Source organism: Pseudarthrobacter sp. J47 (genome assembly GCF_049810315.1).
Lineage (GTDB): Bacteria > Actinomycetota > Actinomycetes > Actinomycetales > Micrococcaceae > Arthrobacter.
Genome location: NZ_CP187358.1, coordinates 2,764,470 through 2,789,374, shown reverse-complemented (window position 1 = coordinate 2,789,374; position 24,905 = coordinate 2,764,470). Strand labels below are relative to the sequence as shown.

Annotated in this window: 24 protein-coding genes; 15 read left to right on the top strand and 9 right to left on the bottom strand. The window is 65.2% G+C overall.

The genetic code is table 11. The features are described from left to right. Window positions 1–211 precede the first annotated feature (211 nt). The 4 genes from ACPJW8_RS12760 to ACPJW8_RS12745 all read left to right on the top strand — a co-directional run bounded on the left by ACPJW8_RS12760 (window position 212) and on the right by ACPJW8_RS12745 (window position 4,555). Complete coding sequence (locus ACPJW8_RS12760) at window positions 212–1,753, top strand: S1C family serine protease (RefSeq protein ID WP_330187627.1); 1,542 nt, start codon at window positions 212–214, stop codon at window positions 1,751–1,753. A 240-nt stretch (window positions 1,754–1,993) separates the two neighbouring features. Next, complete coding sequence (locus ACPJW8_RS12755; protein WP_330187849.1) at window positions 1,994–2,794, top strand: electron transfer flavoprotein subunit beta/FixA family protein; 801 nt, start codon at window positions 1,994–1,996, stop codon at window positions 2,792–2,794. Window positions 2,795–2,809: 15 nt separating this feature from the next. Further along, complete coding sequence (locus ACPJW8_RS12750; protein WP_330187628.1) at window positions 2,810–3,766, top strand: electron transfer flavoprotein subunit alpha/FixB family protein; 957 nt, start codon at window positions 2,810–2,812, stop codon at window positions 3,764–3,766. A 15-nt stretch (window positions 3,767–3,781) separates the two neighbouring features. Next, window positions 3,782–4,555 carry a PIG-L deacetylase family protein gene (locus tag ACPJW8_RS12745; RefSeq protein WP_330187850.1) on the top strand — a complete coding sequence of 258 codons (774 nt, stop codon included), beginning with the start codon at window positions 3,782–3,784 and terminating at the stop codon, window positions 4,553–4,555. Window positions 4,556–4,584: 29 nt separating this feature from the next. On the opposite strand, the gene ACPJW8_RS12740 is transcribed toward ACPJW8_RS12745, so the two are convergent. After that, the gene (locus ACPJW8_RS12740; protein WP_330187629.1) at window positions 4,585–5,052 is read right to left on the bottom strand and encodes a tRNA (cytidine(34)-2'-O)-methyltransferase; all 468 of its coding nucleotides are present in this window, start codon (window positions 5,050–5,052) and stop codon (window positions 4,585–4,587) included. Between the two features lie 45 nt (window positions 5,053–5,097). Further along, window positions 5,098–6,072 (bottom strand): J domain-containing protein, encoded by a 975-nt coding sequence (locus tag ACPJW8_RS12735; RefSeq protein WP_330187630.1) that lies wholly within the window; start codon window positions 6,070–6,072, stop codon window positions 5,098–5,100. 168 nt (window positions 6,073–6,240) lie between these two features. On the opposite strand from ACPJW8_RS12735, the gene ACPJW8_RS12730 reads away from it, so the two are divergent. After that, the gene (locus tag ACPJW8_RS12730) at window positions 6,241–6,957 is read left to right on the top strand and encodes a hypothetical protein (RefSeq protein ID WP_330187631.1); all 717 of its coding nucleotides are present in this window, start codon (window positions 6,241–6,243) and stop codon (window positions 6,955–6,957) included. A 27-nt stretch (window positions 6,958–6,984) separates the two neighbouring features. On the opposite strand, the gene ACPJW8_RS12725 is transcribed toward ACPJW8_RS12730, so the two are convergent. Next, a complete protein-coding gene (locus ACPJW8_RS12725) occupies window positions 6,985–7,410 on the bottom strand; it encodes a hypothetical protein (protein ID WP_330187632.1) in 426 nt (141 codons plus the stop codon). An 89-nt stretch (window positions 7,411–7,499) separates the two neighbouring features. On the opposite strand from ACPJW8_RS12725, the gene ACPJW8_RS12720 reads away from it, so the two are divergent. The 9 genes from ACPJW8_RS12720 (at window position 7,500) to ACPJW8_RS12680 (ending at window position 17,903) form a co-directional block, all read left to right on the top strand. After that, window positions 7,500–8,174 carry a transcriptional regulator gene (locus tag ACPJW8_RS12720; RefSeq protein ID WP_330187633.1) on the top strand — a complete coding sequence of 225 codons (675 nt, stop codon included), beginning with the start codon at window positions 7,500–7,502 and terminating at the stop codon, window positions 8,172–8,174. Window positions 8,175–8,193: 19 nt separating this feature from the next. After that, entirely contained in the window at window positions 8,194–9,414 is a 1,221-nt protein-coding gene (locus ACPJW8_RS12715; RefSeq protein ID WP_330187634.1) for a cysteine desulfurase family protein, read from the top strand. Window positions 9,415–9,506: 92 nt separating this feature from the next. Beyond that, window positions 9,507–10,652, top strand: coding sequence for a tRNA 2-thiouridine(34) synthase MnmA (mnmA, locus tag ACPJW8_RS12710; RefSeq protein WP_330187635.1), 1,146 nt, complete (start codon window positions 9,507–9,509; stop codon window positions 10,650–10,652). 178 nt (window positions 10,653–10,830) lie between these two features. Further along, window positions 10,831–12,459: an ABC transporter substrate-binding protein gene (locus tag ACPJW8_RS12705; RefSeq protein ID WP_330187636.1), complete on the top strand. Its 1,629-nt coding sequence runs from the start codon at window positions 10,831–10,833 to the stop codon at window positions 12,457–12,459. Between the two features lie 129 nt (window positions 12,460–12,588). Further along, window positions 12,589–13,680, top strand: a complete 1,092-nt coding sequence (locus ACPJW8_RS12700) for an ABC transporter permease (RefSeq protein ID WP_330187637.1) — start codon at window positions 12,589–12,591, stop codon at window positions 13,678–13,680. After that, window positions 13,680–14,738, top strand: a complete 1,059-nt coding sequence (locus ACPJW8_RS12695; protein WP_330187638.1) for an ABC transporter permease — start codon at window positions 13,680–13,682, stop codon at window positions 14,736–14,738. The genes ACPJW8_RS12700 and ACPJW8_RS12695 overlap by 1 nt, the downstream gene beginning before the upstream one ends. Beyond that, a complete protein-coding gene (locus ACPJW8_RS12690; protein WP_330187639.1) occupies window positions 14,735–16,438 on the top strand; it encodes an ABC transporter ATP-binding protein in 1,704 nt (567 codons plus the stop codon). Before ACPJW8_RS12695 ends, ACPJW8_RS12690 begins: the two co-directional genes overlap by 4 nt. A gap of 74 nt (window positions 16,439–16,512) precedes the next feature. Beyond that, window positions 16,513–16,893, top strand: coding sequence for a chorismate mutase (locus ACPJW8_RS12685; protein ID WP_330187640.1), 381 nt, complete (start codon window positions 16,513–16,515; stop codon window positions 16,891–16,893). Beyond that, window positions 16,890–17,903 (top strand): hypothetical protein, encoded by a 1,014-nt coding sequence (locus tag ACPJW8_RS12680; protein ID WP_330187641.1) that lies wholly within the window; start codon window positions 16,890–16,892, stop codon window positions 17,901–17,903. The genes ACPJW8_RS12685 and ACPJW8_RS12680 overlap by 4 nt, the downstream gene beginning before the upstream one ends. Here ACPJW8_RS12680 and ACPJW8_RS12675 read toward each other — a convergent pair. From ACPJW8_RS12675 to ACPJW8_RS12650, 6 genes are read right to left on the bottom strand one after another with little or no spacing between them, the layout of a single operon-like run. Further along, a complete protein-coding gene (locus ACPJW8_RS12675; protein ID WP_330187642.1) occupies window positions 17,900–18,661 on the bottom strand; it encodes a DUF4166 domain-containing protein in 762 nt (253 codons plus the stop codon). The two genes, ACPJW8_RS12680 and ACPJW8_RS12675, sit on opposite strands and share 4 nt — an antisense overlap. After that, window positions 18,658–19,950, bottom strand: coding sequence for a DUF58 domain-containing protein (locus ACPJW8_RS12670; RefSeq protein WP_330187643.1), 1,293 nt, complete (start codon window positions 19,948–19,950; stop codon window positions 18,658–18,660). The genes ACPJW8_RS12675 and ACPJW8_RS12670 overlap by 4 nt, the downstream gene beginning before the upstream one ends. Window positions 19,951–19,953: 3 nt before the next feature. Continuing rightward, a complete protein-coding gene (locus tag ACPJW8_RS12665) occupies window positions 19,954–20,961 on the bottom strand; it encodes an AAA family ATPase (protein WP_425256345.1) in 1,008 nt (335 codons plus the stop codon). After that, the gene (locus ACPJW8_RS12660) at window positions 20,958–22,157 is read right to left on the bottom strand and encodes a DUF4350 domain-containing protein (protein ID WP_330187644.1); all 1,200 of its coding nucleotides are present in this window, start codon (window positions 22,155–22,157) and stop codon (window positions 20,958–20,960) included. Before ACPJW8_RS12660 ends, ACPJW8_RS12665 begins: the two co-directional genes overlap by 4 nt. Then, window positions 22,154–22,813, bottom strand: a complete 660-nt coding sequence (locus ACPJW8_RS12655) for a DUF4129 domain-containing protein (RefSeq protein ID WP_330187645.1) — start codon at window positions 22,811–22,813, stop codon at window positions 22,154–22,156. Before ACPJW8_RS12655 ends, ACPJW8_RS12660 begins: the two co-directional genes overlap by 4 nt. Next, entirely contained in the window at window positions 22,803–24,065 is a 1,263-nt protein-coding gene (locus ACPJW8_RS12650) for a hypothetical protein (RefSeq protein ID WP_330187646.1), read from the bottom strand. The genes ACPJW8_RS12655 and ACPJW8_RS12650 overlap by 11 nt, the downstream gene beginning before the upstream one ends. Window positions 24,066–24,221: 156 nt before the next feature. On the opposite strand from ACPJW8_RS12650, the gene mtrA reads away from it, so the two are divergent. Then, complete coding sequence (gene mtrA, locus ACPJW8_RS12645; protein WP_330187647.1) at window positions 24,222–24,896, top strand: MtrAB system response regulator MtrA; 675 nt, start codon at window positions 24,222–24,224, stop codon at window positions 24,894–24,896. Window positions 24,897–24,905: the final 9 nt, after the last annotated feature.

The following is a 24,905-nucleotide window of genomic DNA, read 5'->3' as shown; positions in this document are numbered from 1 at the left end:
AGCCGCAGGTCGCTGAGGCATTCAATTTGATTCTATGGTGCCCCGGATATGGCGTCCACAGCGCCGAATATGCCACCAGCGAAACCCGCAGATTCCGGCGCAAATGGCCTCCCCGGACTGAAATCCTTTCAGGAAGCTCCCAGCAAATGCCCGCCCCGATCCCAGCGATGGGGTCCATAGTTAATGGCAGACGAGCACGAGAGGAATTCCAATGACTGAGCACCCGAGGCAGGGCCAGGAACCGTCGGACGATGGGTCCCACAACACGGAACCCATAGACACTGCATCCGCCAACACGAACGCCACCGTTCCCCTGGAGCGGACGGGCGGGCCCACGCCGCCAGCCGCCGCACCGGCACAGGAATACGCATATGGTTCCGCTGCCCCGGATTCCGCGCACCGTGCTGACCCGCAGCCCGGCTATTACGGTTCCCACCAGCCCTACGGCGCCCCGCAGCAGCCGGCCCAGCACCAGGCCGCACCACACCAGAGTGCCCCACACCAGGGCGCCCAGCACCAGCCGGGAAGCAGCTTCGGTCCGGCCTACACCCAGCCCAGGCGCAAGGCCAGCTTTGGCGTAGGAACGCTTGTGGCCAGCATCCTGGCAGCAGGCCTGGTGGGCGGCGGCGTCGCAGCTGTTGGTATCGGGAACGGTTTTGACGATGGCGGGTCTCCGGTCAGCACCAGCTCCCAGCCGGAGACCGTGATCGTGAACAACACTGACAGCGTCAACGAGATCACCGCGGCAGCCGTCAAGGCGACGCCCAGCGTAGTGACCATCAGCGCCTCCAGCGGAAATTCGGGTGGTACAGGATCCGGCATCATCCTGGACGACGAGGGGCACATCCTGACCAATACCCATGTGGTGACGCTTGACGGCGCCACTGCGGACGCGCACCTCGAAATCCGCACTTCTGACGGCCGCGTCATTGCCGCAACCCTGGTTGGAACGGATCCGCTCTCCGACCTGGCGGTCATCAAGGCGGAGGATCCCTCCGGACTGACTCCTGCCACGTTGGGTGATTCCGGTGCGCTCAACGTGGGCGACACCGCCATTGCCATCGGCTCTCCGCTTGGCCTGACCGGTACGGTCACGGACGGCATTGTGTCCACGCTCAACCGGACCATCAGCGTTGCCTCGGCCGCAGCTCCCGAAGACGGCGACGAAGCCGAGAACAACAATGGTGAGGGCTTCCAGTTCGCCCCTCCGGGTGGTGGCACCCCGAATGCGGCCAGCAGCTCCATTTCGATCAACGTCATCCAGACAGATGCCGCCATCAACCCCGGTAACTCCGGCGGCGCGCTGGTGAACGCCAAGGGCGAAGTCATTGGTGTGAACGTCGCCATCGCCTCGGCGGGATCGGACGCCTCCACCACCGCCGGGAACATCGGCGTCGGCTTCAGTATCCCGATCAACCACGCCAAGCGGATCGCCCAGGAAATCGTGGACAACGGCACCGCCAGCCACGGTCAGCTCGGCGTCAGCGTCAAGGGAAAGACGGCATCCTCCAGGTCCTCGGAGTTCTCCGTGGGCGCCGAAGTGGCCACGGTGGAGAGCGGTTCGGCAGCTGAGAACGCCGGTATCAAGGTGGGTGACGTCATCACCCGGTTCAACGATCTGACCATCAGCGAACCGAACCAGCTCACGGCGGCCGTCCGCGAACAGGCAGGCGGCTCAAAGGTCAAGGTGACAGTGCTGCGTAACGGCAAGGAGCAGACACTCGAGGTGACCCTCGGCACTGCGCCGGCCTAGGCAGCACGGACGGCCCGACGGCGGCAACCTCCTTTCGGAAAGGGGGTTGCCGCCGTCGTCCGTCATACAGAAGTTCCGGGGCAAGCGCGGCCAGGACACGGACGTTAACGCGGGCGCGAACATGGCCGGGCTTTGTGGTTAGCTAGGAGCTACCCGTGACCCGGGCAGTCCATGGCTACGCCCCAGTGGGGCTGGCTACCGCAAGCATGGAAGGCTGCTGTAGAAACAGTGGGAGATACATTGAAGATCGTTGTCCTGGTCAAGCATGTACCGGACGCCCAGTTCGACCGACACCTCACCGGCGAGGGCCACACAATGGACCGTGCGGAGAGCATTCTGTCTGAACTGGATGAATACGCCCTGGAAACCGCCCTGCAACTGACGGAGGCCCGCGGCGGCAGCAAGGCCGGCAACCAGGTTATCGCCCTGAGCATGGGGCCTGCCGGTGCGGTTAATGCCGTCAAGAAGTCGCTGCAGATGGGCGCCACCGAGGGCGTCCACCTGGTGGACGACTCCCTGGCAGGCTCCGACGCAGCGGCGACGTCCCTGGCCCTGGCCGCAGCCATCCGCCACCTGTCGGCCGAGGGGAACGTGGACCTGGTCCTTACGGGCATGGCCTCCACGGATGGCGAAACGTCGTTGGTCCCGGCACAGCTGGCTGAACGACTTGCGCTGCCGCAAGTCACCTTTGCTGCTTCGGTGGACGTGCAGGGGAACACCCTGGTGGCCCGCCGCGATGGCGATTCCTCCACGGATACGGTCGAGGCGTCCCTGCCGGCAGTAGTTTCCGTGACGGACCAGATCAACGAGCCCCGGTATCCCAACTTCAAGGGCATCATCGCGGCCAAGCGGAAGACCATTACCACCCTTACCCTGTCGGACATTGGCGTCGATCCCGCGCAGGTAGGCCACGCCGGATCCTGGACTTCCGTGGATTCCGCGGCATCCCGCCCGCCCCGCACCGCGGGAACCATCATCACGGACGAAGGCGACGCCGGCATCAAGCTGGTGGACTTCCTGGCCGCCCAGAAGCTGCTCTAAGGGGAACTGCGAATTATGGCAAAGGTACTTGTATTCATCGACAACCCTGGCGACTCCCTGAAAAAGGGCAGCCTGGAGCTGCTGACCATCGCCGCGAGCCTGGGGGAGCCCGTGGCCGCCGTCAACGGCAGCATCACCTCCGACGTCGAGGGCCAACTGGGCAGCTATGGTGCCACCGCGGTCTTCCGCCCGGCTGCCGAGACCCTGAATGACTTCCTGGTGGGGCCCAAGGCAGCGTTCGTCGCCGCGGCGGCCTCTGCCGCCGGTGCGGGAACAGTCCTCCTGGAGAACACCTCGGAGGCCAAGGAGATCGCCGCGCGCGCAGGCATCCGGCTCAACGCCGGCGTCATCACTGACGTGGTGTCCGTCAGCCCTGACGGAACGGCTCACAAGTCGGTCCTCGCCGGCTCCTACAACACCACTTCACGTGCCACCACGTCCATCGCCGTCCTCACCGTCAAGGCCAACTCGGTGACGCCGGAACCGGCAGCTTCGCCGGCCGCTCCGGAGAGCCACACAGTGGAGATCCCCGCAGAGGCCCTGGCAGGCGCAGCCCGGATCACGTCCCGGAGCCCCAAGACGGCGAGCGGACGCCCGGACCTCGCCGACGCACGGATCGTCGTGGCCGGTGGCCGCGGCGTGGATGGCGACTTTGGTCCGGTGGAGGAGCTGGCCGACGCCCTCGGTGCAGCCGTGGGAGCGTCCCGCGCGGCTACGGATGCCGGCTGGATCAGCCATGATGCCCAGGTGGGCCAGACCGGGAAGACTGTTTCGCCGGAGCTCTACATCTCGGCGGGAATTTCCGGCGCCATCCAGCAGAAGGCCGGCATGCAGACGGCAAAGGTGATCGTGGCCGTCAATAAGGACGCCGAATCGCCGGTGTTCGAGATCGCCGACTTCGGCATCATCGGCGACCTCCACAAGGTGCTCCCGCAGGCCGCCCAGGAAATCCGGAAACGACAGGGCTCCTAGTTGTCCGCAGAACCAATGGGTGCCCCTTCGGCACGGAGCCCGTTCAACCCGGCCACGGACCGGGTTGAACGGGTGCTCTGTTTCGCCGCACATCCGGACGACATCGACTTCGGCGCCGCCGGAACCGTGGCAGCGTGGACGGCCGCCGGAGTCAAAGTGAGCTACTGCATCATGACCGACGGCGATGCCGGCGGTTTCGATGCCAACGACAGGGACGGCGTACCCGCCCTTCGCGCCGCCGAACAGCAGGAAGCAGCTGCGCTCGCGGGAGTCACGGACATTTACTACCTCCACCACCGTGACGGCTACCTCGAACCTTCGCACGACGTGATCAGGGGAGTGGTGAAGCTGATCCGCCAGGTGAGGCCCGACGTCGTACTCTCCCTGCACCCCGAGCGGAACTGGAACCGCCTGCAGAAGAGCCACCCGGACCACCTCGCCGCGGGCGAGGCAGTAACCCGGGCCATCTACCCGGCCGTGGAGAACCCCTTTGCGTACCCGGAACTCGCGGCAGCAGGCCTGGACGCGTACAAGGTTCCGTGGCTTTGGATGTTTGCCGGGCCCGAGGAACGCGAGAACCATTTCGTGGACGTCTCAGCGTTTACGGACATCAAGCTCAAGGCCATCCACGTCCATGTCTCCCAGCACCCGGACGTTGACGCGATGGAAGCGGTTGTGCGGGACACACTGCTCCGGAACGGACAGCGGGCGGGCCTGCCTGAGGGGGCGGGAGCTGAGGCTTTCCACGTGGTGCAGGTCAACGGTCCGGCAACCATCGCCGGCTTCTAGGTCCCGGGCACCAGACCGGGACTGCCTTGCTACAGCTTGGCGCCGGCGAATCCGTGCTGGCGCCAGGCCTCATAAACGGCGATCGAGGCCGCATTGGCCAGGTTCAGGGAACGCAGCGCCGGAAGCATGGGCAGGCGGACCGTGGAAGTGATGTGCGGGTCCTTCTTGAGTTCCTCCGGGAGGCCCGTTGATTCCTGGCCGAACATCAGGACGTCTCCGGGCAGGTACGCGATGTCCGTATAGGAGGCTTCGCCGTCGGACGTGAATGCGTAGACGCGTTCGGGCTGCAGGTGCGCCCAGGCATCCTCGATGTTCTTGTGGACCGTGACTACCGCGAGGTCGTGATAGTCCAGGCCTGCGCGGCGCAGCTTGGCGTCAGAGAAGTCAAAGCCCAGGGGCTCCACCAGGTGAAGTTCGGCGCCCGTAATGGCGGCGAGCCGGATGGCGTTTCCCGTATTGCCGGGGATTTCTGGGGTGTGGAAGAGGATGCGGAACACCGTCCAATCCTAAACCGCCTGATCCGGGAATCCCGCCGGCTGTTCCTAGTGCATGCCGCGCAGCAACCGGGCCAGTACCGGAACGTTGACAGTGTTGGGCGCCGGGCCGGAGGAGAGGAACTCCTTGAGTCCGCGGCCCAGGCCTGCCGCGTTAACCACCTTGATGGCCGACGCTGTTGCCGGGCTTCGGCGATGCTGGTCGATGACCGGTTCGTGGGGGTTTCCTCCGGGACTGAGGACCACCGTCCAGCCTGTGACGTTCAGTTCGGGGAAAACCTCCTGCATGGCACGCACGGTATGGGCAAGCTGCGGCGGGGCCACCGAACGTCCTCCATGGTTGAGGGTCTGTCCGTCCCAGGCGTAGGCGCCTTTGGGGAGCAGCATCGAACCCACCAGGGCCAGCCGGTAACCGGACAGCACGGCGTGGTCGATGTGGCTGTTGTCCGCAGGGGACAGAAGGCCGTTGACCAGCCGGGCCGCGGGGATGGCGGAGAGCACCTGGCGGTCGATGAGCTGGACCGTCTGCAGCTCCCGCTGGATCCGCGCTTCGGCGCCGAAGATCCCGCGTTTGCGCGGCATACCGTGGATCTGCCGGTTGGCCTCCGCCCAGGGAATGAGCGGGGTTTCCGCGTTCGGAACACCTGGTTCGGGATAGGGCGGCCAGTACACAGGCGCGTCCCCGGCGGTGTTGCGCGACGCCGCCGGCCGGTGGATGGTGGCGGAGGCGTGGCTGCCGGCGGCCGGAGCATCGAAGTGCGCCTCGCCTGAGTCCTGGTCCGCTCCTTGTCCGGAAGCCCGGCCCGCGGTGCCGCGTGCGTAGGAACGGTCGTAGGCGCGGCGGCGTGCTGGGTCGATCAGGGTTTCGTACGCCTGCGTGATCCGGCGGAACTCCGCGGCATCGCCCCCGTGGTCCGGGTGGGCCAGCCGTGCGGCCTTCCGATACGCCAGCTTGACCTCCTTTTCCGTGGCGGTGACGGCAATCCGGAGGACCTGGTAGTGCGAGCTGCTGCTCTCGGCCAAGCAAGTACCCTTCTGTTCCAGTGGCCCCGCCGGCGGCCGGGAGGGCAGGGCCCATAGTAGCGGTCCTGGTGGCTCAACGAATGCGCGGCAGCCTCCGGTTCCCGGGAAACGCGTCTAGAATCTTGCAGGGGCCGGCGCACCGACCGGCCCGGACCAGCGGAAGTGAACGTGGACAAGACCAACAACCGGACGTGGGCGGCAACGCTGAGGAGTGGGCGCACCCTTCCAGCTGCAGCGGTGCGCCTGGCCGGCCTTGGCAGTGCTGTTGCCCTGGCGCTTTCGGGCTGTTCGGTCGACGTCCGGGACCCTGCTGCACCGGTTCCTGTGGTTTCTTCTCCGGGACTTGCGACGCCGACCATCACCCCAGGACACGATGCCGCCGCCGTCGCTGCCGCGGATATGCCGTTCAGCGCCGGGGGCACACTGGCCAAGGGTGTACCGGTGGGATTGTCCGACGGGCTGAAGGAAGCGCCGGGCTGGACAGTGGTCAAGGACAACGTGGCAGGCGGATCCCAGTATCAGCGGGCGGACGGTTGCCTGGTGGCCGCCACCTCCCGGGCCAACCAGTGGCCGCTCGTTTCCACTGACGACCACGCGTCCACTGTGGCGCTCTTCAAATACCTGGACCCCACGATTCTTCCCGAGTACCTGTCTACCTTTTCGCTGCGCTGGGGCGGCGACGCCGACAAGCCGGGACCCGCCGTCGAGGTTCTCCAGCTTGAGCGTCCGCCGGCCGGTGCCGCCAGGCCCACAGCCCTGCTGGCCCGCCTGTTCGGCACGGCCGGATCCAGCATTTACGTTTCCATTACCTGTAACGACGCCGGTGCCCTCGCCTCTGCCCGGACGGACGTCCAGCAACGGCTCCTGGTGGTCCCTCCGGGCTGATGATGTGGCGCGGCCCCGGCGCTGGTTTCAGTGGCGGGTCCGCCACATCCCTGCAGGGGACAAGCGGTTCAGGGCAAGTGCACCTACGAGCAATCCGAAGTCCCTGAGCGCAATATCGTAAAAGCCGCCCAGGAGCAGCAGGTTGATGATGATGCCGAGAAGCCACAGGGCTACCAGCGCCGATCCAAAGCGGGGCCGCAGGGCCACCGCAATGCCGGCAACTATTTCCACAACACCCACGATGTACATCAATGTCTGCGCTGGCAGTGGCACCACGGACGTGGCGATGGGTGCAAGGTAGATCGTCCAGTCGGTCAGGATATTGGTGAACTTATCCAGCCCGAAGACGATCGGGGCAACGGTAAAGACGGTACGCAGCAAGAGGAAAGCCTGGCGGCTTTGCTCCACGGCCGGGGCGGTGCCGGCTGTGGGTGCTGCGTGAAGGGTTTTCATGGCGGTCTCCTTCTAAAAGTAGGTATCATTATTTTAGAAAGCCGGAACTGTTAAAGCAATGAAAATTGTTTTTAGAGCGGAGGATGTGGATGGCCAGGCAGCCGTTGCTCCAGCGGATCGCGTCGATTACCTCACTGGCGGATCGAAAACGCCGCCAGTTGTTTGAATTCGTTGCGGCATCGCCCGTGGCGGTTGGCCGCGATGAGGCGGCATTGGCCCTCGGAGTGCCCAGGAGTACGGCGTCATTCCACCTCGACCGGCTGGTGCAGGACGGCCTTCTGGCCGTTGAATTCCTCAAGCCGCCGGGGAAAGCCGGTCCCGGCTCCGGCCGGCCCGCCAAGATGTACCGCAAGGCCGCATCGGAGGTGGGCGCGTTCGTTCCGGACCGGAACTATGACCTGGCCGGCGAGCTGATGGCCGCCGCGATCGAACAGTCCGCGGCAACCGGCCGCCAGGTTGGCGATTCACTGCAGGACGTCGCCCGCTCCGCAGGCATGGCACGGTCGGCCGGAAGCGCGCGTTTTGATGGGTTTCTTGCCGCCGAGGGATACGGGCCCGAACCGGATGGGGACGGCGGCTACATCCTCACCAACTGCCCGTTCCGCCGGCTGGCGGATGGCCACCCATCGGTAGTCTGCGCCATGAACGGAGCATTCCTGGCGGGCGCCGCTTCAGGATGCGGAGAACCTGAGGACCGCGTGGTGGGCAACGATGCGCCCGGGCAATGCTGCGCCAGGATCCGCGCCACAAATGAGCCGGAATGAACGCGGCTAGAATTAACCCGTGCCCGTTTACCTGGATCATGCCGCCACCACTCCGCTGTCCGCAGAGGCCCTGGCTGCCCTGACGAGGGAACTTAGCCGGACCGGCAATCCCTCATCCCTTCACGGAGCCGGCCGCCGCGCACGCCGTTCGGTGGAAGACGCCCGCGAGGCCATCGCCGCGGCTGCGGGGGCCCACCCTTCCGAAGTCATCTTTACCTCCGGCGGAACGGAATCGGACAATCTCGCCGTGAAAGGCCTGTATTGGGCCCGGTCCGGCGAAAACCCTGCGCGCCGCCGCATCCTCTGCTCCGCCGTCGAACATCATGCAGTACTGGACACCGTGGAATGGCTGGAGCGCCACGAAGGCGCCGAAGTCACCTGGCTTCCCGTGGACGCCGATGGCGCCGTACGGCTGGACGTCCTGGAATCCGAACTCGCGCGGGACCCCCAAACAATTGCCCTGGTGAGCGTGATGTGGGCCAACAATGAGGTTGGGACGATCCAGCCCATCGGCCGCGTTGTGGAACTGGCGCACGCAGCGGGTGTGCCTGTCCACTCGGACGCCGTACAGGCCTTTGGCTCGGTGGCCCTTGATTTCCGGGAGTCCGGGCTGGACGCGATGTCCATTTCCGGGCACAAGATCGGCGGGCCGGTGGGAGTGGGTGCGCTGCTGTTGGGAAGGGCCGTCAAGCTCACGCCCGTGCAGCATGGCGGCGGGCAGGAACGCGACGTACGGTCGGGCACCCTTGATACTGCATCGATTGCGGCCTTCGCTGCGGCGGCCCAGACCGCTGCCGCCACCCTGCCCACGGAGTCGGCGAGGATTGCCGCCCTGCGCGACGAATTGATCGACGGCGTCCGGGCGGCGGTGCCGGAGGCAGTGCTGCGCGGGGCTCCCGGGGATGGCCGGCTGCCGGGCAATGCGCACTTCACCTTCCCTGGCTGCGAAGGCGATTCACTGCTGTTCCTGCTTGACCTGGCGGGTGTGGAGTCATCCACGGGATCCGCCTGTACGGCCGGAGTTCCGCGGCCCTCGCATGTGCTGCTGGCCATGGGGCTGGATGAGCAGACCGCCCGCGGTGCGCAGCGGTTTACCCTTGGCCACACCTCAACGGAAGCCGATGTCAAGGCCCTGCTCGCGGCCTTACCGAATGCCTATGCCCGTGCCCGCCAGGCGGGAATGGCCGGGCATGAGTCCTCGATCCAGACGGCAGGCACCGTAGGCCGGACCGGAGCCTGACATATGTCACATCGCGGCTTGTGCTGTGAAGCCCTAGAATGGTAAGGCAGGTCGAGGCCTGAAATCCACATTCTTCCCAGCAGAAAGCCAGCATGCGAGTTTTAGCAGCCATGAGCGGCGGAGTCGATTCCGCCGTAGCCGCAGCACGAGCCGTGGAGGCGGGCCACGACGTCGTCGGGGTCCACCTTGCGCTGTCCCGCATGCCTGGCACCCTGCGCACCGGCAGCCGCGGCTGCTGCACCATTGAAGACTCGCGTGACGCCTGGCGTGCCTGCGACGTCCTGGGCATCCCGTATTACGTGTGGGACTTCTCGGAACGCTTCAAGGAAGACGTGGTCCAGGACTTCATCGACGAATACGCTGCAGGCCGTACTCCCAACCCCTGCATGCGCTGCAACGAGCGCATCAAGTTCGCCGCGCTGTTGGAAAAGGCTATTGCGCTGGGCTTCGACGCCGTGTGCACCGGCCACTACGCCAAGGTCATCAAGGACGCGGACGGCAACCCGGAACTCCACCGCGCCGCCGACTGGGCCAAGGACCAGAGCTACGTGCTGGGTGTCCTGACGCACGAGCAGCTGCAGCACTCCATGTTCCCGCTCGCAGACACTCCCTCCAAGGCCGAGGTCCGCGCCGAAGCGGAGCGCCGCGGACTGTCGGTTGCCAACAAGCCGGACAGCCATGACATCTGCTTCATCCCGGACGGAGACACCGCGGGGTGGCTGGCAGAGAAGATCGACATGACCACCGGCGACATCGTGGATGAGACCGGTGCCAAGGTGGGGGAGCACCCGGGAGCAAACGCGTTCACCGTAGGCCAGCGCCGTGGCCTGAAGCTGGGGACCCCCGCCGCTGACGGCAAGCCGCGCTTCGTCCTGGAGATCCGTCCCAAGGAAAACAAGGTTGTGGTGGGCCCGGAAGCCCTGCTTGCCATTGACGAGATCCGCGGCATCAAGGTCTCCTGGGCCGGCCTTCCCATCGCCGAGGTGGAAACCGGCGCTGTGTTCGACTGCTTCGCCCAGGTCCGGGCGCATGGCGATCCGGTTCCGGCCACGGCCTGGATGGAACGCTCCGAGGCGGAGGACGGCACCCTCCCGGCCGCCAAGCTCGTGGTCCGCCTGGTCACTCCGCTGCGGGGCGTGGCGCCAGGTCAGACGGTGGTTCTCTACCAGGGCAGCCGCGTGCTGGGACAGGCCACGATTGACGCTGCACGCTCATTGCAGCGCGCAGAACTGGGCTGATTCGGGCAACTGAGAGTCCGCTCGTGTAAATTTTGTGTCTCGAGTCACAGGAATCGCTCGAATTTATCGTTTCACCCAAAATCTTTCTGGTTGAATCGGGGAATCAGATCCGCTTGCCGTCCCTGGGGACCACACACCCTGACGGCCAGCGCCTATTCATCGAACAGAAAGTTCAAGGATGACTAAGCACAAAAAATCCCTGTACGGCGCCATCGCGCTGGCAGGTGTTTCCGCCCTCGCCGTGACAGCCTGCACGGGCCCATCCGGCGGTGGGGGAACCTCCACGGAGGGCGCCGGCAGCACCATCACCTACGGCACCACCGACAAGGTGGTGACCCTGGACCCCGCGGGCTCCTACGACGGCGGCTCGTTTATGGTGATGAACCAGATTTACCCGTTCCTGATGAACTACGCTCCGGGCACGGCCGATGCCACTCCAGACATCGCCGAGTCTGCCTCTTTCACCAGCCCCACCGAGTACACGGTAAAGCTCAAGTCGGACCTCAAATTCGCTAACGGGAACACCCTCGATTCCTCTGACGTGGTGTTCTCGTTCAACCGCGTGGTGGCCATCAACGATCCCAATGGCCCGGCATCGCTGCTCTCCAACATGGAAAAGGTGGAAGCCACCGATCCCACCACCGTCGTCTTCACCCTCAAGGCAGCAGATGACCAGGTGTTCCCGGGCGTCCTGGCTTCCAACCCGGGGCCGATCGTCGATGAAGAGGTCTTCCCGGCTGACAAGATCATGGACGATGACGCCATTATCGAAGCCAAGCCCTTTGCCGGGCAGTACACCATTGACAGCTACCAGAAGAACGAGCTGGTCAGCTTCAAGCCCAACAGCGAGTACAAAGGCATGCTTGGTGCGGCTGAAAACGGCGGCGCCACCCTGAAGCACTATGCAGATCCGAACAACCTCAAGCTGGACGTTCAGCAGGGGAACATCGACGTCGCCGGCCGTATCCTCACGGCTACTGACGTCGCGGACCTCGAGAAGGACTCCAAGGTCAAGGTCCACAAGGGCCCGGGCGGGGAGCTGCGGTACATGGTCTTCAACTTCGACACCATGCCTTTTGGTGCCAAGACTCCCGAAGCCGATCCTGCCAAGGCACTTGCCGTGCGCCAGGCGGTGGCACACCTGGTGGACCGGGATGTCATTGCTTCGCAGGTCTTCAAGGACACCTACACTCCTGTCTACTCCTATGTTCCACAGGGATTCGAAGGCGCCACCGAGCCCCTCAAGAGCCTGTACGGCGACGGCAACGGCAAGCCCAGCCTCGATAAGGCCAAGAAGGTCCTGTCAGATGCCGGCGTAAGCTCCGTGGTGGACCTCAAGCTCCAGTACACGGACCGTTACGGCACGTCCGCCGCTGACGAATACGCGCTGGTCAAGGAGCAACTGGAAAAGTCCGGCCTGTTCACTGTGGACCTGAAGTCGACGGAATGGACCACCTACACCAAGGAACGCCGCGCTGACGCCTACCCCGTGTACCAGCTCGGCTGGTTCCCGGACTACTCGGATGCTGACAACTACCTCACCCCGTTCTTCATCCCGGGCAACTTCCTTGGTAACCACTACGAGAACCCGGAAGTCACCGAGGTCATCAACAAGCAGCTCGTGACGACGGACAAGGCCGAGCGCGCAACCCTGATCGGTGAAGCCCAGGAAGCCGTGGCCGAGGATCTGTCCACCCTTCCGCTGCTGCAGGGCGCCCAGGTCATGGTGGCGGGCACGGACGTGAAGGGTGTCGAAAAGACGCTGGATGCGTCGTTCAAGACCCGCCTTGGCGTGATGTCCAAGTAAGGGTTCCTGCCATCCTGTTCTGACCGCACGCGGGGGCGGGGCGCCCGGAGGCGTCCCGCCCTTTGCGTGGCTGCGGAGCCCGCACCCTACAGGGCCGGCGGGCGACTGCCACAACAACCTGAGGTACCAATGACAACACTCATCGAGGCGCCGCCAAACGACGCGGACGGATTACTTCCGGCCTCCAAAAAATCATCCGGCGGCGGACTGGGACAGTACATCCTGATCCGGTTCCTGCTGATCTTCCCTACAATCTTCATCCTGGTCACCATGGTGTTTTTCCTGATGCGCATCACGGGAGATCCCATTACGGCTGCCATGGGCGGGCGGCTCCCCGAGGAGCAGCTCCAGGAACGCATCCACAGCGCCGGATACGACAGGCCGGTCCTGATCCAGTACTTCGAGTACCTCGGACAACTTGCTACTGGAAATTTTGGCCGCACCATCACTGACAACCGTGCCGTCTCGGAAATGCTGACCACCTACGGGGCGGCCACCCTGGAGCTGACCATCAACGCCCTGCTTGTGGCGCTCCTGGTGGGGATCCCCTTGGGCATGATCGCGGCCCACCGGCGCGATAAGACCCCAGATGCAGTACTCCGGGTTTTCGCAATCCTCTGCTACGCCACTCCAGTGTTCTTCGCAGGCATGCTGCTGAAACTGACGTTCTCGGTGTGGCTTGGCTGGCTTCCTGTTGCCGGGCGGGCCAAAACTTCCAGCGAACTGGCACTGACCTCCCTGGAATCCCCAACCGGAATCTACTGGCTGGACGCCATTCGCAGCGGCAACATGGCTGCCCTGGGCGACGTCGTTTCGCACGCCATCCTCCCGGCTGTTGCCCTGGGCCTGCTCACCGCCGGGATTTTCCTCCGGCTCGTCCGTACCAACGTGATCGGCACGCTGGGCAAGGACTATGTAGAGGCAGGCCGTTCCCGTGGCGTGAGCGAATTCCGGTTGGTGACCAAACATGCCTACAAACCGGCGCTCATCCCGATCATTACGGTCATGGGCCTGCAGATTGCCGTCATGCTCGGCGGTGCAGTCCTGACCGAAAAGACCTTTGAATGGAAAGGCCTGGGCTTCCAGCTGGCCAATTACCTGACGGCCAGGGACTTTGTTGCCGTCCAGGGCATTGTGGTGCTGCTGGCCATCATTGTTGCCCTGACCAACTTCGTTGTGGACATCATTGCCGCGCTGATCGACCCGAGGGTGAGGTACTGATGAGTGTTGCACAGGGCATTGAACCCACAGTCAACCCGCGGGCGCCCTTTTACAGGCGCCTGCCGGTAATTTCGCACTTCAACAAGAGCGTTGGCCTGCAACGCGGAATGCTGGTGGCCGGACTGGTCATCACCTCGGCGTTCGTCCTGACGGCCATCTTCGCTCCACTGCTTGCACCCTACGGCTTCGCCCAGCTTTCCGACGCCGATGGCAACTTCCCCACGCAGCAGGAACCAGGAGGCAAGCACCTCCTGGGTACCACCGTTAGTGGATATGACGTCCTTTCCAGGGTGGTCTGGGGGTCCCAAACGGCAGTCTTCGTCATCGTTGTGGCGGTGACCATGTCGATCGTGATCGGCGTTGTCCTGGGACTTGTCAGCGGCTATATCGGTGGCTGGCTGGACCGCATCCTGGTGGTCATCGCCGACGCCGTTTATGCCTTCCCGTCCCTGCTGGTGGCCATCGTGATGGCCATTGTGATCAGCGGCGGGCAGTCCAGCCTGATCGGCGGCATATTTGCCGCAGGAACGGCTATCACCCTGGTGTTCATCCCACAGTATTTCCGGGTGATCCGGGCGGAGACCATCAGGCTCAAGGCAGAGCCCTTCGTGGAGTCCGCGAAGGTGGTGGGCGCATCGAACATGCGGATCATGGGCCGGCATATCTACAGGAACGCCACGCGGACCCTGCCGCTTATTTTCACGCTGAACGCCTCCGAGGCCATCCTGACGCTCGCAGGCCTGGGCTTCCTTGGATTCGGCATCGAACCAAGTTCGGCTGCCGAGTGGGGCTTTGACCTGAACAAGGCGCTCGCTGACACAACGTCCGGTATCTGGTGGACCGGCCTCTTTCCGGGACTGGCCATTGTTCTGACAGTCGTGGGCCTGACGCTGGTGGGTGAGAGCATCAATGACCTCAACGATCCGCGGCTGCGCGGACGCAAAGCCGCAGGCGGAAAAACACGCAGCAGAACTGCCAGTGGGGGCCGAAAGAACAGCCCCAGGGAAAATCCCGGCGCTGCGCAGGTAACAACATCTTCCGAAGGCGGACAATCATGAGCGTTAATATTGATCATCCCGCCCAGGACCCGGCAGGCAAGGTCCTGAGCCTGAGCCACCTCAAGGTCACCTTTGCCACCGACGGCGGTGATGTCCACGCCGTTAAGGATGTCAGCCTGGATGTCCGCGCCGGGGAAGTGGTGGCCATTGTGGGGGAGTCCGGTTCAGGCAAGACCGTCACCGCCAAGACCATCCTGGGCCTGCTGCCGGAGACTGCCACCAGCAGCGGCGCCGTCCTGATCAATGGCAGCAATGTCATCAGCGTCAGTGCCGCAAAGCTGCGCCAGATCCGTGGCCGGGACGTTGCCATGGTTTTCCAGGAACCCTCCACGGCACTGAACCCCGTCTTTACCGTTGGGTGGCAGATCGCCGAGGGCATCCGTGCGCACGCCGGGGGCGCCGGTAAACGGGTTTCGGCCAGGGAAGCCAAGGCCAGGGCCGTTGAGGCCCTCCGGAAGGTGGGCATTCCCGATCCTGAGCACCGGGTCAATTACTATCCGCATCAGTTTTCCGGGGGCCAGAAGCAACGCATCATCATCGCTGCTGCCCTGGCCTTGAACCCCGGGCTGATCGTTGCGGATGAACCAACCACTGCGCTGGATGTCACCGTGCAGGCGGAGATCCTGGAACTGCTTCGGGACCTGCGGGACCAGTACGGCACCTCCATTGTGCTGATCACCCACAACATGGGCGTAGTGGCCGACCTCGCCGACCGGGTGGTGGTGATGTACCGGGGCGACGTCGTCGAAGAGGCGCCTTCCCGGGTGCTGTTCGCGGAACCGAAGCAGGACTACACGAAGCGTCTGCTGGCGGCTGTTCCGCACCTGGGGCGCAACTCAGCGTCCGAAGGCCTGGTGACACGGGCCCATCAGGGAGCCAAGGTCCTGGTCGAGGCACGGGACCTCACCATCGAGTATCCCGGCCGGCTGGGAACCCCGGCGTTCAAGGCAGTGGACAGGGTGAGCTTTACGCTGTCCGAGGGTGAGGTCTTTGGCCTGGTGGGTGAATCCGGATCGGGAAAAACCACCATAGGACGCGCCATCGCCGGCCTGAACAAGACCACCGGGGGCAGCCTGAAGGTGCTGGGCTACGAGATGCTGAACCTCAAGGAGCGCACCTTCAAGCCGCTCCGCAAGGACATCGGCTTCGTGTTCCAGGACCCTGCGGCGTCATTCAACCCCCAGCTGACCATCGGTGACTGCGTGGCGGAGCCGATGATCATCCACACCAGTCCGAGCCCGGCCCAGGCCCGCAAGCGTGTGGGCGAACTGCTCGAATCAGTCCAGCTGCCGGCTTCCTACGCTGACCGTTATCCGCATGAGTTGTCCGGCGGGCAGCGCCAGCGGGCCTCGCTGGCCAGGGCACTCATACTGAACCCGAAGCTGCTGATTGCGGATGAGCCGACGTCGGCACTTGACGTCTCGGTGCAGGCGAAGGTGCTGGAACTCTTCAGGGAGATCCAACAGGAGTTTGGTTTCGCCGCGCTGTTCATCAGCCATGACCTGGCAGTGGTGGATATCCTCTCCCAGTGGGTGGGTGTCCTGTACAAGGGCAGGCTTGTGGAACAGGGGATTGGAAGCCAGGTGATGGGATCCCCGCAGCATGATTACACCAAGCGGCTGATCGCCTCGCTACCGGTTCCGGACCCGGAAGAGCAGGCCCGTCGGCGTGAACAACACCGTGCGCTGTTAGGCATCTGACCCTCCTGTGGCAGCCGCGTCCACATGGCGGGGGCGGGTCGGGATTTTCCCGTCCCGCCCCCTAGACTTGGACCATGACGCAGCACAATCACGACCTTCCGGACACCGAACCGTACGATGCCGAAGCCAGTTCACTGGCCGGCCAGGTGGACGATTCGGTCATGGCAGAGCTGCTGTCCATCCGTTCCAGCATCGACAACATTGATGCCACGCTGGTCTACCTGTTGGCCGAACGATTCAAGGCCACGCAGAAGGTGGGTTTCCTCAAGGCCAAACACCGGCTCCCGGCCGGCGATCCGGGCCGCGAAGCCGCCCAGATTGCGCGGTTGCGCCGGCTTGCCGAGGACGCACACCTGGATCCGGCGTTCGCCGAGAAGTTCCTCAACTTCATCATCGGCGAAGTTATCCGCCATCATGAAGCGATCGCCGAAGACCACCAGTCCAGCCTGAAATGAGCCAGGTCACTGCCACTGCGCTGGGTCCATGGCCCGGACAGGACCCGGTGGAGGCCATGCGGATCATCCGCGGCGAACTGGGAGGCCCGCACCTGCCGTTCCTGCCCGAGCTTCCTGACCGGGGAGTTGGTTCCGACGCCGTGGGCCGTACCGCCTCGCTGCTGATGGAACTGGCCGTGGACGTACAGCCGCACGGCTGGCGGCTGGTTGACCGGCCCGGCCAGGACATGCGCCGTGCCGCCTCGGCACTCTCTACGGACATCAACGTCCTCGCCGATCTCGCCGGTGAGGAAGATGTCCAGGCTCCCAGCCTTAAGGTTCAGTTGCTGGGTCCGCTGAGCCTGGCTGCCGGCCTGTACCTGCACAACGGCGAGCGCGCCCTGCTCGACTACGGCGCACGGCGGGACATCGCCGCTTCCCTGGCCGCCGGCGTCGAAGGCCACCTTCGTAAGGTTTCAGCCGCCGTACCTGCAGCCCGGCTGGTGGTACAGGTTGATGAACCGGACATTGCGGCGGTCCTGGCCGGCACCATCCCCACCGCCAGCGGTTACCAGACGCTGCGCTCGCTGGGCCGGCAGGAGGCCACGGAGTCTTTGCGCCTGGTGGTTAAGGCCCTGCACGACGCCGGTGCCTCCGAAGTGGTGGTGGCCGTCCCCGAGGTGGAGGCTCCGTTCGACATCATCTTTGCCGCCGGCGCTGACGGTGTGGCCGTGCCGCTCAAGGCCCTCACCACCCGGCAGTGGGAGCATCTGGCCACGGGTATCGAATCAGGAAAGCGGTTGTGGGCCGGTGCCGCAGACGTAGGCGGGTCCAGCCTCCCTGCGACTGCGGACATCGTGGAATCCGTGTGGCGTCCGTGGCGCCAGCTCGGGCTCACTCCCGAATCGGTCCCGGCGGTGCGGCTGACGCCGTCGGCCGGACTTGAAGGGCTCCAGCCGAAGCAGGCTACGGCTGTACTGACCCGCCTGGTGCAGGCTGCTGATGAACTGGACCAGCTGGCGCTCGGTTAGCTGCGGCTTTCCCATCGCTCCGGCAGGGCATAGCCGGGCAGGTAGCGCGGGTCCGTAACGGCGGCAGAGGCGGTCCGGTAGGGACGGAGCCGGTACTCAAAGCTGCCTGCGTAGACCAGCACCACACCCACCTGCGGTTGAATGACCTTGACGTGGATCCGGTGCCTGCCGGACGTGCCCGCCGAGGGGTCCCACCACTGCTCTGCGTATGCGGCGGCGTCCAGGGCCCCAGGCAGCGGAAGCCGCAAGGCGCCGAGGAACAGCCGTGACGCCCGGGAGACTCCGCGCAACCGGCCTTCAGGGGAGACCAACAGATCCAGGTCCGTGACCAGCCTGCGGTGCCGGCCGAGGTAGTCCACCAGCCTGGAGGCTCCGGCCGGGCGGTCACCTCCGGCCGGATCCGGCGGAGATGCTTTCACCAGGGACGTTGTGTCCTGGAATACGCGGGTCCGTTCGGGAAACCTGATTTCACGGCGGGCAGTGAGGCTGGAACGTCCGAACGGGTCCAGATGGGCGTGGTTTTCGATCCTGAACGGGATGTTCACGCCATACTCCGGAAACAGGGCTTCCTCGCGGCCCATAATCCGGAGCGCTGGCCGGAGCCAGGCCTGGCGGCAGCCCACCACTTCGAAGGTCCCCTCGCCAACTCCATAGTGTCCCTGGCCCGGAGCCAGCGAAAAATAGTCCTGCACTTGCGGCTGCAGGCGCAGGAAGTCAGCTCCCAGGACTGCCGGGTAGATGGCTGGTGCGTGGTTCATAGGCGCCCCGTCGCTTTCAATCGGATGTAGGTATCGGCGAGCTGTGGCGGGAGGTCCGCCGGCCCGGCGTCCACTACTTCGACGCCGTCGTGCCGCAACTGGCGCGCCACGGCAAGACGCTCGAGCAGCGCTTTCTCGGCAGCCGCGGCCCGGAACACGTCCGCAGCGGAGGTTCGTTTGGTGAGCAGGGCATCGAACAGCGGATCGCGGACCGACGCCACCACGACTGTGTGGTCCCTGGCGAGACGCGCCGCCGTCGGAATCAGTCCTTCTTCGGGTACCCCGCCATCGAGTGCTGTCAAAAGCACCACAAGTGACCGGTGCGCTGACAGGGCGCGAACCTGGCCGGGAACCGATTCCCAGTCGGGCTCGATCAGTTCTGCTTGCAGGGGTGCCATGGCCTGCACCAGTGAACCCAGCAGGTTGCCTTTTCCTGAGGAGCCTGCCCGAGCCCGGGTGCGCCTGTCGAAGGCGAAGAACTCAACACGGTCCCCGCCGCGTTCGGCCAGTACGGCCAGCAGGAGCGCGGCCTCCATTCCCGTGTCCAGGCGCGGTTCGTCACCGATCCGCACGGCGGAGGTCCGTGAGGTGTCCAGCATGATGATGACCCGCCGGTCGCGCTCAGGGCGCCAGGTGCGGACGACTACCGCGGAACGCCGGGCCGTGGCGCGCCAGTCAATCGAGCGGACATCGTCACCGCGGACGTAGTCCCGCAACGAATCGAACTCCGTCCCGGCCCCGCGGATCTGCACGGCGGCCCTGCCGTCCAGTTCACGGAGCCGGCGCAGCTTGGACGGCAGGTGGCGCCGGGAACGGAAAGGCGGCAGGACGCGGAGCGTTCCGGCAGTCGTGTACGTGCGCTGCCGGGCCGCCAGCCGGAGTGGGCCGTACGCCCGGATGGTGGCGTGCGGCGTGTGCAGGTCACCGCGCCGGGTGGGCTGCAGTTCAACAGTGATCCTGCGGGAGGCCCGGGCCGGCACATCAAGGTCCTGTACAGGATTCCGGGCGCCGGCGGAGGGCTGCCAGGCATCCCGGATCGTGGCCCGAAGCCGGCGTGCACCGTTGTTCCTGATGCGCAGGACGCTCGTGGTGCTCCCGTCCAGCACCACGTTGCCAGGCTCCACACATTGGGGCTCCACGGCCTTGAGGTTTGCGGCGAGCATAAGGTCGGCGGCAAGCAGGACAGCCAGGGCCAGGGTAAGCCACATTGACGTCAGCCAAGACGGAAACAGCACCAATACCAGTGTTGCCAGCGCCGCCAGCAGGACAGCGCGCCCGGAGACCGCCACGGTTCAGCGCGGAACGGGAACGGCTGCGAGGATGCCGCCCAGGACGTCGTCCACCCGGACACCGTCCATTTGCGCCTCCGGGGCCAAGGCAACCCGGTGCCGCAGGCACGGAAGGGCAAGGGCCTTGACGTCGTCCGGGGTTACGAAGCTCCGCCCTGAAAGCCAGGCCCAGGCCCGCGACGTATTCAGCAGTGCCGTGGCCCCCCGGGGCGAGACTCCCAGCTGGAACGATGGCGTGACGCGGGTAGCGCGGACCAGGTCCACGATGTAGCCAAGGACCTCGGGGGAGACATCGACGGCGGCAACAGCTTTGCGGGCCCGGGCCAGGTCTCCAGCCCCTGCCACCGCCCGCACACCGGCCGCGGGCAGGTCCCGGGGGTCAAAACCCGCGGCGTGCCGGCGGATGACTTCAATTTCGTCGGTGCGGCCAGGCAGGGGCATGGTGAGCTTAAGGAGGAAACGGTCCAACTGGGCTTCCGGCAGCGGGTAGGTCCCCTCATATTCCACAGGGTTCTGGGTGGCCGCAACCATAAACGGGGCTGGCAGGGCCCGGGATTCGCCGTCCACGGAGACCTGCAGTTCCTCCATCGCTTCCAGCAGCGAGGCCTGCGTTTTGGGCGGAGTCCTGTTGATTTCGTCGGCCAGCAGGATGTTGGTGAAGACGGGGCCTTCCCGGAAGCTGAATTCCGAGGTGTGCGTGTCGTAGACCAGCGAACCCGTGACGTCCCCGGGCATCAGGTCAGGAGTGAACTGGACGCGTTTGGTGTCCAGGTCCAATGCAGTCGAGAGGCTGCGTACCAGCAGTGTCTTGGCCACTCCCGGCACGCCTTCGAGCAGGACATGTCCGCGCGAGAGCAGTGCAATGAGCATCCCGGTCACGGTGGCGTCCTGGCCAACTACTGCCTTGGCCACCTCGCGGCGCACATCGTGGAACGCCTGCCGCACGGGATCCGGATCCTGCTGCCCCGCAGGGGTGGGGATGCCTTGGGCCCGCATCAGCTCTTCAGTCATCGTTCTGCCACCTCTTGCTCGAGTTTGTTCAGGTCTTGTGCCCATTGAACCAGCCGTGCTTCGCCGGTGGGGGTCTTGTCCAGCAACGCAAGGACCTCGGCGTATGGCCGGTCCAGGTATTCAGCGGTTCGACGCGCGACGTCGTCGGCGGAGGCATCTGCCGGCATCCGGAAATGGTTTGCCAGACGTGCCAGGGTGCCGGCCCTGAGGTTGTTGCGGGCCAGGTCCGTGGCGCCCGCATTGTGGTAGAGCCGGGCGCGGCCGTACACGGTTTCTCCGGCTTGGACCACCACGGGCAGCGGTTCGAACACCAGCGGTCCCAGACGGCGGCCCCGCCACACCATGGCTAAAGCGGCAACGAAAATAAGCCAGGGCCCCAGGAGGTTCGCCCACGGTGGAGCCAGTTCGTTGAGTGTCCGTTCGGAGCCGGGGGAGTTGAAGTCGCTGATACCGGGCAGGTACCACACCAGTGAGCCTGAAATCCCCAGGCTCCGGATGGCCAGCGCCGCGTTGCCTTGTTGGGCCAGGTCTGCGTTGCTGAGGAACCGGCTGCTGCCAAGGACCGTGATGTCCCCGGTGCTGCTGCGGGCCATGACCCCCGTCTCCGGGCCATCAGCGGCCCCGGTACCGTAACAGGTGCTGCCGCCGCTATAGAGGAAGGCATCCGGCGCCAGGATGGGGCCGGCCGCCACAGCGTCATCATCCGGGCAGCCCGATTCCAGGATTTCTGTGCCCTCCGGAACCACTCCTGCCTGGTGGATTCCCGCGTCCAAATCCTGGAGGGTGGCGAACCGCGGAGCTACGACAACAACGCGTCCGGCCAGCCCCTTCAGCCGCTGGAGCTGGCCGCTGTCCAGATAGGAGCCTGCATCGTAGAGGAACAGGGTGGAATCCGGATGGCGGGACAGCACTTCGACGGCGGCGGAAAAGTCATCAACGGGGTGCACCGCCACGCCGTGGTTGCCCAGGATCCGGGCCACCGCCTGGGCGCCGGAGGGCCCGGGATTGCGGGCAGACAGTACCCTGCCGTCAGGGGGAGCGGCCAGCGCGTTGGCCACGATGATCACCAGGGCCAGCACCAGGACCAGAAGGGCAAGGACCAGCCCGCGGTGCTTCCTGGCCCAGTCCAGCGCCCGGTTGCCACCCGATGAACGTGGCGCCGCGCTGTCGTCTTGAACGAGCGTCTCCTGCGTCACAGCGGCGCCTGTGCACCTGGGGCGGCCAGTTGTTCCGGCTCCGCACGGAGCGCCACTTCTTTCCGGAGGTCCTCATCCAGGTCAGACACCGCTGCATAGTCGTCGGGAGCGGCTCCGGAAAGTCCGTAGAGGACGGAGTCGAAAAGGGCCGCGACATGCCGCAGCCGGGCCGCAAACAGGGGGTAAGCCAAACCCAGCTCGGCTGCTGCCTCGTCCGCAGTGCGCCCGGCCCGGGCATCAATCACTTCGTCCTCTTCGGCAGCCTTCACCAGCGCACGGAACTGATCAACGACGGCGGCGCGCAGGTTTCCGGCAGCGGCTGCGGCGGCCGCCCGCTGCCTGTAGCCTTCCGCACTTTCGGAGGTGCCGGCGTCGTACATCTCTTTCTGTGCCTTCCGCCGCGCGTTCAAACGGGGCCGGACCAGCACCACGGCAGCAAGGATGATTACGACGCCGGCTGCCACTATCAGTGCCAAGGCCACCGGAGAGGAGGGAGCTGAAGGACCCTCCAGCTGGCCGAACCAGTCAAGGATCCGCTGCCAGCCCTCCTCCAGCCACCGGGCCGCCGGCCGTTGATAGTCAGCTTTTGCCAGTTCCTCTTCCGCCCAGCGCCGGCCCACATCCCCGTCGGGCAGCACCGGAGGCTCAGAGGCCATACCCGGCCCCGGCTCCGCCGAACCCCTGGCCAGCATCTGGCTCCGCCGCCCGGCCAGGAACACCGTCCGGGTCCGATCCTGTTTCCAGCTGCCGGTGCAAGGTGATATCGAGCCCTTCGCGGCGCATGCGCAGATCAAGGTAGAGAAGGGCCATCACCGATGTCTGGTAGGCGTAGCCCACGGCACCAACCGCTGCGGTGACGACCGCCAGGAGGACGGCGGTGATAACTGCGGCGACGGCAACTTGCGTGGGATCACTGTGGGGCAAGGCAACACCGGTGACCATTCCGGAGAGCATGCCCACCGGAAAAGTCACGATCTGTGCGATCACGGAAACCAGGATGGCAACGACCAGGGAGATGCCAAGGAGCCGCCACCAGTGGAAGGTGGTCAAGGTCCAGGAACGCCGGATACCCTCGAAGGCGCCGATCTGCTCGACAACAATCGCCGCGGGCGCCACCATGACTTTGACGCCGATCCAGACGGCCGCCAGGAAGGCAACCAGCCACAACGGCAGCACCAGCAGTGCACCGGGTCCGTCCATGGCCTGCACCACCAGGTAGCTCAGGAGCAGCATCAGGCCCAAACCGAGCACAACGGCGCCCAGGTACACGGCAGCGAGCCGGACCAGGGCCCAGGCATGCGCACGGGACAGGGACCACATCTGGCCAAACGTGGTGCGCCGGTTGAGGACGGACCTGGCCACCGGGACCACCATGGCGCCCTGGAGCACGGCGCTGATGAAGAGGCCCAGCAGCACCACCACAATGCTGCCGCCTGCAAGCCCCAGCAGGAGGCCGGCGGCGGAACCGTCAATACCTGGTCCGTCAACGCTGCCCAGCTGATCCTCGATGGAGAAGGCGGACGTGGCGGACAGGGCGGTAAACACCGCCACAACGATGGCCGTCAGGGCCTGCGCCAGGAAGGATGCGCCGAGCATGGCCTTCGGATTGCGCCTGATGGCCTGGAAGGCACCGTCCAGTACCTCGCCGAACATCAATGGACGCAGGGGCACCGTACCGGGCTTCGGTGGCGCGACGTAAAGGGGAGGGCGGTAGCCGGGACCGTAGTTCCCGTAGGGCTGCTGCTGGTTGTACGGCGGCTGCTGGCCGTAGGGCCCGTGCTGTCCGTAGGGCTCCGGCTGTCCGTATGGCGGCGGTGCCCATTGCGGCTGCTGACCCCACTGCGGCTGGCCCGGCTGGCCCCAGGGCTGCGGCGGTTCCCACGGGCCATTGCCGTCCTGCTGTGACACATTTCCTCCCCACAAGAGATGCCCGCCGGCGTTGGATGAAGCCATCCTCCCGGCCGTTCCCAGCCTATAGTCCGGGCGGCGGTGTTCCCAGCCCGGCGCCATGCCGCGAATCGCCCCGGATGGGACAAAGGCACTTCTATAAGGGAATATATAACTATGAAGGCACGCATCCTGGTAGTGGACGATGACGAGGCGCTGGCGGAAATGATCGGCATTGTCCTGCGCAATGACGGCTTTGAGCCGGTGTTTTGCGCTGACGGTGCCCAGGCCCTGGAGGTGTTCCGTTCATCCAAGCCGGACCTGGTCCTCCTTGACCTGATGCTTCCGGGCGCTGACGGCATTGAGGTTTGCCGGCAGATCCGTGCTGAGTCTGATGTTCCCATCGTGATGCTCACCGCCAAGTCGGATACCTCCGACGTCGTGCGCGGACTCGAATCCGGCGCGGACGACTACGTCCCCAAACCGTTCAAGCCCGCGGAGCTCGTTGCACGGGTACGCGCCCGCCTCCGCCCGGGGGATCAGAAAGCCCCGGAGACGCTGCGTATCGCGGACGTCACTATCGACGTCGCAGGCCACCTGGTGACCCGCGGCAATGAACGGATCTCCCTGACCCCCCTGGAATTCGACCTCCTCGTTGCGCTCGCCCGCAAGCCCTGGCAGGTCTTCACCAGGGAACTGCTGCTGGAACAGGTGTGGGGCTACCGCCACGCAGCGGATACCAGGCTGGTCAACGTCCACGTCCAGCGGCTGCGTTCGAAGATTGAACGTGATCCCGAAGCCCCCGAAGTTGTTTTGACGGTCCGTGGTGTCGGCTATAAAGCAGGTTCCTGAACCCCCCAG

What these genes read in the sequence shown, in the direction of transcription:
- ACPJW8_RS12760 (WP_330187627.1), top strand. Translation starts at nt 212, where the DNA reads ATGACTGAGCACCCGAGGCAGGGCCAGGAACCGTCGGACGATGGGTCC.
- ACPJW8_RS12750 (WP_330187628.1), top strand. Translation starts at nt 2,810, where the DNA reads ATGGCAAAGGTACTTGTATTCATCGACAACCCTGGCGACTCCCTGAAA.
- ACPJW8_RS12745 (WP_330187850.1), top strand. Translation starts at nt 3,782, where the DNA reads ATGGGTGCCCCTTCGGCACGGAGCCCGTTCAACCCGGCCACGGACCGG.
- ACPJW8_RS12725 (WP_330187632.1), bottom strand. Translation starts at nt 7,410, where the DNA reads ATGAAAACCCTTCACGCAGCACCCACAGCCGGCACCGCCCCGGCCGTG.
- ACPJW8_RS12720 (WP_330187633.1), top strand. Translation starts at nt 7,500, where the DNA reads ATGGCCAGGCAGCCGTTGCTCCAGCGGATCGCGTCGATTACCTCACTG.
- mnmA (WP_330187635.1), top strand. Translation starts at nt 9,507, where the DNA reads ATGCGAGTTTTAGCAGCCATGAGCGGCGGAGTCGATTCCGCCGTAGCC.
- ACPJW8_RS12705 (WP_330187636.1), top strand. Translation starts at nt 10,831, where the DNA reads ATGACTAAGCACAAAAAATCCCTGTACGGCGCCATCGCGCTGGCAGGT.
- ACPJW8_RS12700 (WP_330187637.1), top strand. Translation starts at nt 12,589, where the DNA reads ATGACAACACTCATCGAGGCGCCGCCAAACGACGCGGACGGATTACTT.
- ACPJW8_RS12695 (WP_330187638.1), top strand. Translation starts at nt 13,680, where the DNA reads ATGAGTGTTGCACAGGGCATTGAACCCACAGTCAACCCGCGGGCGCCC.
- ACPJW8_RS12690 (WP_330187639.1), top strand. Translation starts at nt 14,735, where the DNA reads ATGAGCGTTAATATTGATCATCCCGCCCAGGACCCGGCAGGCAAGGTC.
- ACPJW8_RS12685 (WP_330187640.1), top strand. Translation starts at nt 16,513, where the DNA reads ATGACGCAGCACAATCACGACCTTCCGGACACCGAACCGTACGATGCC.
- ACPJW8_RS12680 (WP_330187641.1), top strand. Translation starts at nt 16,890, where the DNA reads ATGAGCCAGGTCACTGCCACTGCGCTGGGTCCATGGCCCGGACAGGAC.
- ACPJW8_RS12675 (WP_330187642.1), bottom strand. Translation starts at nt 18,661, where the DNA reads ATGAACCACGCACCAGCCATCTACCCGGCAGTCCTGGGAGCTGACTTC.
- ACPJW8_RS12665 (WP_425256345.1), bottom strand. Translation starts at nt 20,961, where the DNA reads ATGACTGAAGAGCTGATGCGGGCCCAAGGCATCCCCACCCCTGCGGGG.
- ACPJW8_RS12655 (WP_330187645.1), bottom strand. Translation starts at nt 22,813, where the DNA reads ATGGCCTCTGAGCCTCCGGTGCTGCCCGACGGGGATGTGGGCCGGCGC.
- mtrA (WP_330187647.1), top strand. Translation starts at nt 24,222, where the DNA reads ATGAAGGCACGCATCCTGGTAGTGGACGATGACGAGGCGCTGGCGGAA.